Origin of the sequence: Microcoleus sp. PH2017_12_PCY_D_A, from assembly GCF_020738565.1 — a bacterium.
Lineage (GTDB): Bacteria > Cyanobacteriota > Cyanobacteriia > Cyanobacteriales > Microcoleaceae > Microcoleus.
The window spans coordinates 1-9,917 of sequence record NZ_JAEQCI010000163.1 but is presented as its reverse complement, the minus strand read 5'-3'; the positions used below and the strand labels follow the sequence as shown (position 1 = coordinate 9,917).

At 47.2% G+C, this 9,917-nt stretch carries 7 protein-coding genes; 2 read left to right on the top strand and 5 right to left on the bottom strand.

Annotated elements, in window-relative coordinates:
- Nucleotides 1–115: 115 nt before the first annotated feature.
- The 4 genes from JGK39_RS30420 to JGK39_RS30405 all read right to left on the bottom strand — a co-directional run bounded on the left by JGK39_RS30420 (nt 116) and on the right by JGK39_RS30405 (nt 3,954).
- On the bottom strand, nt 116–478 hold the full coding sequence (locus JGK39_RS30420) for a hypothetical protein (RefSeq protein ID WP_293260674.1): 363 nt from the start codon (nt 476–478) through the stop codon (nt 116–118).
- Between the two features lie 661 nt (nt 479–1,139).
- Nucleotides 1,140–2,162, bottom strand: coding sequence for a GntR family transcriptional regulator (locus JGK39_RS30415; RefSeq protein WP_293260671.1), 1,023 nt, complete (start codon nt 2,160–2,162; stop codon nt 1,140–1,142).
- A gap of 90 nt (nt 2,163–2,252) precedes the next feature.
- The gene (locus JGK39_RS30410) at nt 2,253–2,603 is read right to left on the bottom strand and encodes a hypothetical protein (RefSeq protein WP_293260668.1); all 351 of its coding nucleotides are present in this window, start codon (nt 2,601–2,603) and stop codon (nt 2,253–2,255) included.
- Between the two features lie 988 nt (nt 2,604–3,591).
- Nucleotides 3,592–3,954, bottom strand: a complete 363-nt coding sequence (locus JGK39_RS30405) for a hypothetical protein (protein WP_293260665.1) — start codon at nt 3,952–3,954, stop codon at nt 3,592–3,594.
- A 323-nt stretch (nt 3,955–4,277) separates the two neighbouring features.
- Between JGK39_RS30405 and JGK39_RS30400 the strand changes: the two genes are divergently transcribed.
- Complete coding sequence (locus JGK39_RS30400; RefSeq protein WP_293260662.1) at nt 4,278–4,961, top strand: iron-containing redox enzyme family protein; 684 nt, start codon at nt 4,278–4,280, stop codon at nt 4,959–4,961.
- Nucleotides 4,962–5,007: 46 nt separating this feature from the next.
- On the opposite strand, the gene JGK39_RS30395 is transcribed toward JGK39_RS30400, so the two are convergent.
- On the bottom strand, nt 5,008–5,379 hold the full coding sequence (locus tag JGK39_RS30395) for a hypothetical protein (RefSeq protein ID WP_293260659.1): 372 nt from the start codon (nt 5,377–5,379) through the stop codon (nt 5,008–5,010).
- Nucleotides 5,380–5,543: 164 nt separating this feature from the next.
- Here JGK39_RS30395 and JGK39_RS30390 point away from each other — a divergent pair, with 164 nt between their 5' ends.
- Nucleotides 5,544–9,512, top strand: coding sequence for a toprim domain-containing protein (locus JGK39_RS30390; protein ID WP_293298570.1), 3,969 nt, complete (start codon nt 5,544–5,546; stop codon nt 9,510–9,512).
- The last annotated feature ends 405 nt before the right edge of the window (nt 9,513–9,917 follow it).

Genomic DNA, 9,917 nt, shown 5'->3' with positions numbered 1-9,917 from the left:
AAGGCTAACACTGCATAATTTCAGCCCAAAAGCGTTTGGCTTCCAAGTTTTCACAACTGATAAAAAAATCCGACCCACATCTGCGGAATGTGGGTTTTATAGCTCTCCATTGCCCTCACTTTCCTTCCACTTCCACCTGCAACTCATACACCCTCAAACTGGGATGTTCGGCAAGCAGCCGCCAGCAATATCCCTCAGCAGTTGGGGTGGGTCGCGTTCCTTGGCTATAGAGGAATATGGGTTCGTTTCTCATCAATGCGGTGAATATCTGCAGCTCCCTGTCTTTGCCATCATCCCAAATCAGGTGAGCTTTGCCGAAGTACCCAACACCGATTAAACTAGCGAACAACCATTCCATGAGAGTTTGCTGCTGTTCGGGGGTTAGCAGGGATTGACCGCAGGTGTCGATTTCAGGTGACTGAGATTTGGGCTTGAGGGAAGCGATGAGGGCGCTGGCGAGGTTGAGGTACTTTTTCATGGGTGGTGGCGATACGTCTGTTCCTCAGTATGCGATCGCCGTGACTTGAAAATAAACCTTAATCATATTTGTAGTTAATGTTAGTTTATTTAATGGAAATTGCAAACTTGAACAATTATGATACAGGTCAATATTACTACTCTAATGTCCTTATTCGCACCAATCAATTCGGCAATTTTCTGATGCAATTGCGAGTGAATCTCCTTAAAATTTACTTCCCAAACGGTTGCCCCCACGACTGCCAACACTCTTTATTAAAGGGCAACTTCCACTTATAAATCAGCTCTGATTCCAATTGCAGCCGCTGTTTGCGATTAGCCGGCGCTCCGTACCAAAATGCAATGCCCACAGCCACATCCAGGACATAGCGCCGATGCAATTCGATGTAACTGCCAATGTAGTAGCAGCAGTAATGGCTGGCTCACCGTTGCTTGGGAGTGCGGTGAGTTTCCCCAGCATACAAGAGCAAAGGTGTTGGCTTAGCAGACTGGGTGAGACTCCACGAAAGGTCGATTATTCTTCATCCTTTAAGAAAAGGCACTACCCAGAATTCATCACCTGTTTCGGTGATTCAGTAGAATATTTGGCTTGAAATTCAGGAAAAAGTTCAAGTTGTTTCACACGATTATCAAATATTTAAATTTACTAAACTGATGCGATACTACATTAACTTTTCCATTTCAACAGCAGCCAAACGAGCTTGAAGTACCAACAAGTTTATCGGATCTATGGCGATACGAAAAGTCATTACTTTCAAGTTTTGGGGGACGTATTTACTCAACCGACTCTCTACTTGACTCGAACAGACTATCAAATCAAATTGATCCAGGTCAAAATCATTATTTTGAACGGTTTCGAGGGTAACGGCTTCTGACTCTACGTGATGCACGTTGTACTCGATTATCTCCTTCATCGCTTCGCTGCTAATTTGTTCTTTACATACGAATAACAGCTTGGCATTGCGGGGCAGCGGTGAAATACAGCTTAACAATTGCATATCGGGTTGCACGTCAATTCCGATTATTTCTTTGTTGGGATCTGCCAGCTTAGTTACATCCCACAGGTTTTTAATAGTTGTTACCACCAAATCTGCCGCCAACAACTGTTGAACTGATTCTGCTTCCTTATTTTTTAACGTGTTCCAATCAATTGATACTAAAGCTAACCCGGTTGCAGATTGAATGCTGCTGCTAATATCGATACTATCGGGAAAAAAATTCACAAATACTACGTTGATTTGATGGCGGTGGATCAGGACTCCTTGAGCGTAAGCCGCTGCTGAAAACTCCGACACGCTCACCCCACTTTGAGATGCAGAACGAAAAGCTTGATCGAGCAAGTCGTAGAAGCTTTTCCGAGCCATTATTTGTTTTACAGACTGGGAATCGGCGATAAAAGTTCCTTTGCCCCGGTGGCCTATCAAATAGCCTGAATTAATCAGTTCGTTATACACCAAGGCTACAGTATTGTGGTTGACTCCTAAATGCTTTGCTAAATGAACGCCCGGTGGTAGTGGCTGGTTCGGCTTGAGATTGCCCCGCACGATCAATAGCTTAATCTGCTCGGTAATTTGAGCCGCAATTGTTAGAGGCGCTCCAGTATCCACAACAATAGGGAGTAAAACCGGGTCTTTCATGTAAGCTGGCATATTTGTTACTATTTTAGTAATTAATCTTTTTGACATTCAAGCAATTTCTAAAATTCAGTACGAAAAGCGCTCTGTCTCTTAAAATTTATGTTTACACTCCGCTTTATGTGGTTACTTTTCTATCCATTAATTAAGTTTACATATCCACAGACGCCCGGCGTATTCCCCATCAGTCCACAACGGTTTAGAATAGCGTTCGATTGTGCTGCCGTCCCTCAGTTGAACTTTTTCGTGAGATTCTAGCTGAGTCTGCTTGTAAATTTCTGTTACGTTCTTGAGAAAAATTTGGGGATTGTCGAATTGTTCGGCAACAAACTGCAACGCTAGGCGATCGGATAGCGACCTGATAATAAATTCAGGTACATTCCAGATTTTTAAGAAACTGGGAGTCAGCCCTGAAATTTGTCTCTGGCTGTTTACTAACAAAATTCCCGAGCTCGCATCTTGATTTTTTAACTGGTCTGAAATTGGCAACATCAAAAAGTGATTGATTGAGGTTTGGGGTTACTTTTTATTAAGAAAAATAAATATTTAGTTTTCTTATTACACTTTTACAACTGTAGAAGAGCAGTTTTACCTGCTTACAATACATCCTACCACAATTGAAACACAAAAATTCCCAGATAACACTGGTTGACTGGTACTGCTGTTGAACCCATTTGAGATATTCAGTCCTGGAGGCAGGCACACAATATGATCGCACTATTTTAACCTCGCAGGCGATCGACCCATCGCGGGCTATCAGTACAATCCCTGATTGTCTATTGTGTCAACCCGAAAAAATAACGCTCGCCTCAAAAGCTCTTTGTTGAGGTAGTTCATTTATTTGTTGAGGTCGTTTCGTCTGAATTATCGCCTGCAAAGGTTTTCAGGTTAGTTGTCCGTCCCGTCCGGTTTGGGGTAAAATTATCCCCTCTTTTTGACCAACAGTTGAGGAGAATCGCTCTACCTCGCAACTAAACTAAAAGAGAAATATTGGATGGCATTTTTTTTCAAATCAAAAATAATTGCAATTTGGAAGGTAAGCTGTTAGTCATTTAAATCTATTGCCTCAACCCCTTACAGTATGGGGTCTGGCACACAAATAGTGCAGTTTGAATGTCGAACAGCTTAGAACCTTTAGACTTGCTACCCCAGTCAACAGTATGTTTGTATTACAAGTAGTGGGAAAAAAATGAGCGATCTTGACAAACTGAAACGAAAGCCCGGTGGTAGCGGCTGGTTTGGCTTGAGATTACCCCGCAGGATCGATAGCTTAATCTGCTCGGTAATTTGAGCGATAATTATTAGCGACACACCAGCATCCACAACAACAGGGAATAAAACGAGTCTTTCCTGCACTCTGGCTTGTTTTTTACTATTTTTTACTAATTAATCTTTTCGACATTCAAGCAATTTATAAAATTCAGTACAAAGACCGTTCTATATCCCCCAATGTTAATTTATATCGTGCTGCGTACCCGGATTATTTAATTTCTGTATTGATTTTAAATATCCACAGCCTGCCTGCGTACTCTCCCTCAACCCATAACGGCTTAGAATGGCGTTCTATTGTGCGACCGTCTCTCAGTTGAGCTTTTTCGTGAACTTCTAGCTGCGTCTGCTCGTAAATTTCTGTCATGTTCTTGAGAAAAACTTGGGGATTGTCGAATTGTTCGGCAACAAACTGCAACGCTAGGTGCTCGGATAGCGACCTGATAATAAGTTCGGGTATATTCCAGATTTTTAACAAACTTGGAGTCAGCCCCGAAATTTGTCTCTGGCTGTTTACTAGCAAAATGCTATAGCTCGCATCTTGATTTTTTAACTGGTCTGAAATTGGCAACATCAAAAAAAAATTGATAAATTGGGTTTTGGGGTTACTTTTTATTAAGAAAACTAAATAAGCTGTTAGTCATTTAAATTTATTGCTTTAACCCCTTACAGCATGGGGTCTGAGCTACAAATAGTGCAGTTTGAATGTCGAACAGCTTATTTAATTTTCTTATCACACTTTTACAAGCCTAGCCTACAAGAGCAGCTTTACAGCTTTACAACAGATTCTACCACAACTGAAACACAAAATCTAGAAGATTTACCGCTTGACTGGTACTATAATACTGGTGTACCATACACAAGTGTGTTTCATACAAGAGCAAAGAGGAAATTTCAATGAAGTGGCTATTGGATTTGGGAGCGCAATACCGCCAGAACCTGCTGTCTGGATCTTTTTACAAGCAACTAGCTTTATCCGAGAATCCAGGTGATGTTAGAGGTTGGATCGGGCAACTTTATCACCAATCCAGCGACTTTACCGCATCGCTAGCCATGAGATATGCGATGTGCCGTGACTTTCGGTATCAAGGATGCTTCGCCCACCACGCCACGGAAGAGGTAGATCACGCGTCGCTACTGTTGGATTGGATGCACAAGCACGAGTTCATCCAAAATGGAGAAAACCCGAATTCCATAGCTCCTACCCTGGAAACCCAATCGGTTAGCGCTTATTGCTTCCGTTCGGTGTTGCGAGAATCCTACGATCACCAAATCATCGCCATGAACCTGATTTCTGAGGGTGTGAGCTTCGATTTCTTCTCAGCGGTCATTCCCGTATTTGCTCGAATCGGCCTTAAAACCAACCGCTATTGGGTCGTTCACCGCGAAATCGACCTAGACCACCTAGCTATGGGCATCGACCTCATCCCTCAGTGCGAGCCATATTCGGCACAGGGTAAAGAATACGCCCGCATCGCTTACGAAACTAGCGTACTGTACGGTCGGATGCTTGATTCTTGGAGCGTTCTCAACCAGGACAAAAGAGAACTTTCACAAGCCGAGCTTGTGGCGGCAAGATAGCAGGTGCGGTAACAAGGTGGTCGCATTGCTGCAAGGAGTCCGTCCGTCAGTTAGATTTCAACGCCACAGAAGACCTGGCACTCTTGGAAAAGTCGCTTTCAGCGGTATTTTTGCGAAACATTCGCTTGCCAATTAGCTCGAACGCCTCTTCGAGCTGACCCTCGTCCGCTATTTCTATCAGCGTTTTTAGGTCGCTGCCGATCGACTGACCCATTAACAAACAGCAAAAGTAGCTAATCGCCCCTGGATGGATTCTCTCCATTGCTTCAAGCGCAGCCGAAGCTTTCGCCGTTACCACATCCGCTTTGCCGTTTCGGTACTCGCTCCAGTGCTGCTGCGATATCCCAGACTCCTTTGCCAGGTGCGTTCCCTTGATTCGGTAATAATTCTGAGTCTTGCTTAGCGCTTCTCTAATCATTAATTTTTGTTAACTTAACATTCTGTAGTTTATGCCTTATTATATACTTCGTGACAACACGAATGCCAGTGATTTAGAGGCTATCAACTAAGATAGCGCGCCGAAAAAAAAACCCGTAGCATTGTTAATGCGCCGGGCCAAAAAATAAAAATAAGGAGTTTATTATGACAGATATTGCAGAAAATAGCAACACCGCAGCAAAAGAAGTCAGCTTGTTGAAGTTTTGGGAGCAGGAGGTGTTGCCCCGACTCGCGGCTGACTTGGTATACGACCACCCATCGCACTCCTTCCAGCGCTCGGCTTCTAAGTGGCGGGGAGGCAGCCCGTTCCGCAAAAGCAAATCAGGGACTTCGTTTGCAGTGTGGCCCGATACACTCCGCTTTTATGATGCCGGGTGTGAATTTGCAGGCGACCCTATTGCCTACATCCACAGTATTAAGGTAAATCGCTGGGAACATCCCAAAGGGATTGATTGGGTAGAAGCTTTGCGTGAAGCAGCTTCGAGAGTGGGAGTAACGCTACCCGAACGCGAGCACAGTCCTAGAGAAATAGAAGTAGCGGCAAAGTGGGAAATGCGCCGGGGCATACTGGCCGCGGTGTACGCTCAGTGCCGGGATTGGCTGTGGAGCGAAGCGGGTACGGGCGCTCTCAACCATTTGATTGCAGAGAGGGGCATGAGCCGGCAAGCGATCACCGAGTTGGGGTTGGGCTACTACCTGAGCAAGGATGAAGTTGCAGCAGCACTCCAAAAACAAAACTACAATCTGGATATAGCTGAAGAGGTGGGCGTGTTGACCCGCAAGTGGGAAGGATACGTTACTTTTCCGTGGCACACGGCATTGGGTCAACCGCTGACAGTTTACGGTCACTGTCCCACCAAACCCCTACCTCTCAAAAAGAATCATCAGGGCTGGAAGGGCGAGAGGGATGCAGCTTATCGAGCTTGGTCTAAGCTTTCAGAAGCTCAGAAATTAGAACAACCCTGGGTAGAACCGACCGTCCCCAAGAAATATGCTTGCTGGAATCCCAAGGATGAGGAGGGGGCGTGGCTGACAACGAAGGAATCGCCGCTTTATTTTGATAGAGCTTTGGCTGCGGGTCACAAAGAAGTAGTTGTAGTTGAAGGAGTCACGGATGCAGCGGTGGCTCAAGCGCTAGGAGATACCCGAGTTGTGGCTTGCGTGGCCGCTAGCTTGTCGGGAGAACAGGTGCAGTCGCTGTGGCGGTCGGGTATCGAGAGAGCGATTATCTGCCTCGACCCAGATAGCGCCGGGGATAAGGGTATTGAAAGCTGCATCAAATCTTTGTTGCTGGCGGGCATCGTTCCTTATGTAGCTCCCCGATTGCCGGTGGGTGAAGACGGCGACGGCGACCCGGATAAGTTCATTATCCGAAACGGCATCGATGCTTGGCTGCAACATACCCACTTGGAAAAAGCGACTCACGGGTTGAGGTGGAAAGCGCAACAAATAGCTAACTCTAAGGGCAACACCGATGCGGATAAACAAGCAGTGCTCAAGGAGGCGACCAAGTGGGCAACCAATATTAAGGATGCAGCAGCGCTCAGCATATTCTATTGGCCCACCATCGGTGAAGTTCTGGGAAATTCGCCACCCTCCTGGTTGCTGGATTTTGGTAAAGAATTGGGTGCGGCCCACCAGGATAATTCAGAGCAAGCTAGCAAGCATCCCGAACGCAAGCGGGATGAGTTTTACCGCAGTTTGTGCGACAAATTGGGTCTGGACTTCAATTACTACATTAGGGGGCGAACCTTTGATGACTTTGCGGTAAGGAAGTTATTCGGAACGCATTACAAAGCCATCAACAGCGCCATGTATCAATACACCGGGTCTGGGTGGTGGGTGCGGCAGGACGAGAAGCGCTGCGAACACGCGATTGCGACTTGCAGCGAAAAGGTATTCAAACTCCAACAAGTAAGCAAGTGGGAATGGGAGGAAACATTTCCCTTTTCTAGCGAAAGCTACATTAATTCGGCTCTCAAGTACGCCATGAAGCGCCTGTACCTAGAACCTCCCAAACACAGGCACTTTAGAGCTTTTAAGAATGGTACCGTTGATATGAGAACGGGAGAACTCCTGCCCCACGACCCCAATCACTATCTCACTTCTGCGATTGAATCCGATTACATTCGCGATCGCCCTTGCCCCGATGTTTTCCTTGAGTTCATCACCTCCGCTTTTGGTGAAGACCAACTGGATGCGGTGAGAGCCTACACTTCCATGCTCATTGACCCCACCGCACCCTACGGCAAGTTCGTACATATCATCGGGCCTTCGGGTTCGGGTAAGGGAACTTTGCTCAGACTCTGGGGCGAAATCTTTGGCTTGGAGGATTCCCATTCCGGTGACTTTGCAGAATTGAGCAATCCCGAATCGCGCCACCAACACCTGACCGGTAAATCTTTGTACACCATTCCCGACACTGGGGGCTACATCACGGGGGTTAAACCTTTTTACGAATTAGTCGATAACGGCCAACTTTCGGGTCGGAGCCTTTATTCGTCCTGCGGGTACACCAAAGAATGGAACTGCCGTTTTGTTGCCGCCTCTGTAGACCACCTACAAATAGAGAATGCAGGCGACGGCTGGGACAGGCGGTGTTTGCGGCTGCTGTCTAAGGAGCGGGAAGGATTGGAAGACCCCTATTTGCGCCACAAACTCTCGGATGTAAAGGCGGATATCGTATCCTGGGCGCTGGCAATGCCCCGAGAAGAACGCGATCCCCTGCTGCTGAAACCTTCCAAAAACAACCGCATCCGCCTTGCCAAAATCGATGCCGCTACCTACGGCGACCCGGTTCGCAGCTTCGTTGACCTGTGTTTGCGACCTTCGGAATCAGCCTCACCAATCCAAAACCACGAGCTACACAGTTGGTTCATCGCTTACTGCAAAGCTCACGGGTACTCGGACAACGGGGGAATGAGCAAGTTCATCTCTCACCTCAAAACCGTAATTCCCCGACACCACTTGCCCCGACACCGCCAAGACGGCGAATTAGTTGCTGCTAGCTGGACTCGCATGGCTCTCTTACCCAACGTCATGGTCGATGTTTCCGAAGTTGCGCCCGCTTCCAAGGGCTACCAAGGCACGCCCAACCACCAATACTCCGAACCAGATTGGCGGTGCGCCAAATTCCGCTGCCTTGAAGGCGGCTTGCTCGCTTTTGAGGAATTCTGGAGCGAGCGAAGTTTGTTGGGGGGTCTTACCCTCGATTCTGCCCCGATAGCCTCTAATGGCTTGGGGGGTCTGACCGTACATTCTGCTGCGAGCGCTAAAGATACAACGCAAAACCAAGGGTTGAACGGGTATACACCAAACGATCCGGGAACAGCGGGGGGTGAGACCGTACATTCTGCCCCGAGCGCTAAAAATACGCAAAATCAAGCCGTTGAGGGTGGCGATCTCTTCTATCGAGGCGATCGGGGTACTGCTCCCCAAAAAAATGAAGGGGTGGGAGTAGTTCCGGCACAACAAGCTACCCCCCCTCAAAAAAGAGAGGAGTTGTTCGAGCGCACCCCGACCGATCCGGAATCGGAGGGTCAAATTCATACAGGGCAAGGAGGAGGGGTGAGCGGGGACGGTCGCGGCATCCCAACAGACCGCGATCTAAGAGATCGCTTCGGTGCAGATAACAATCAAACCGTTACCGAACTTGTTGAGTTTGTGCGCCAAGCAATTGCAGCAGGCGATGCCGAACTGGCGAAATACATTCAGAGCATCCTCAAGGAAGTTTGCAGCAGCGGTGGTGCCGATAGGAAGACTGTTTGGAACTTACTAACTGCTGAAGAACAAACAGCATTTACAGCGCTGCTGGAACCTCAACCAGAGCCGGAACCAGAGCCGCTCCTAGACCCGTCAGACGCGCAACAAATTCGAGAAATCGCTTTGATTTGGTGGGACGAGCTTCCCGAACAATCGTTGCTTACGCAATTGGCAGAACACATTCGCAAGTACGGCAAGAGTGCAATTGTTGGTTGGTTGGCAGCCGAGCCGGATGCAGGAGTGCGAGAGCGGATTGCCGAATTACTGGAGCGGTTGAGCCGAGCAAGAAACTTCCAAGCCGAGACGGAGCCGGATGAAAAAAATGAAATATCAAAACTGCCCGAATTGTAGTTCCGCGTAAACCACTACCGCTACAAAGTTAAAACCAACGGCAAGTGGCAGGTGAAGAGTGTCTACATCCCGGTGGGAAATCTCCCTAAAGTTAAAGAAGCTATTGCTAATAAGTTGGGCGTAGCTGCAATAGTGGTTGAGGTATTGGATAGAAAATTGTGATTGATTGCCCGGTCTTTTTCAAACAATGTGGCAGCCATTTTTTTGCCGCCTCTTAGTTTTTTGATTTCTCTAGAACTCGTTCACCATCAATCCGCATCACTGCTATACAAATCCTAGGGCGTCGGTATCACTGCTATACAAATCCTAGGGCGTCGGTTCAGTATTAGGAGTTGACAAAAAAAGGACTTTATGAAATTAGCCAGTGCATGAGTTCGACTCTAGGCCTGGTGTAATTGGTCGAAC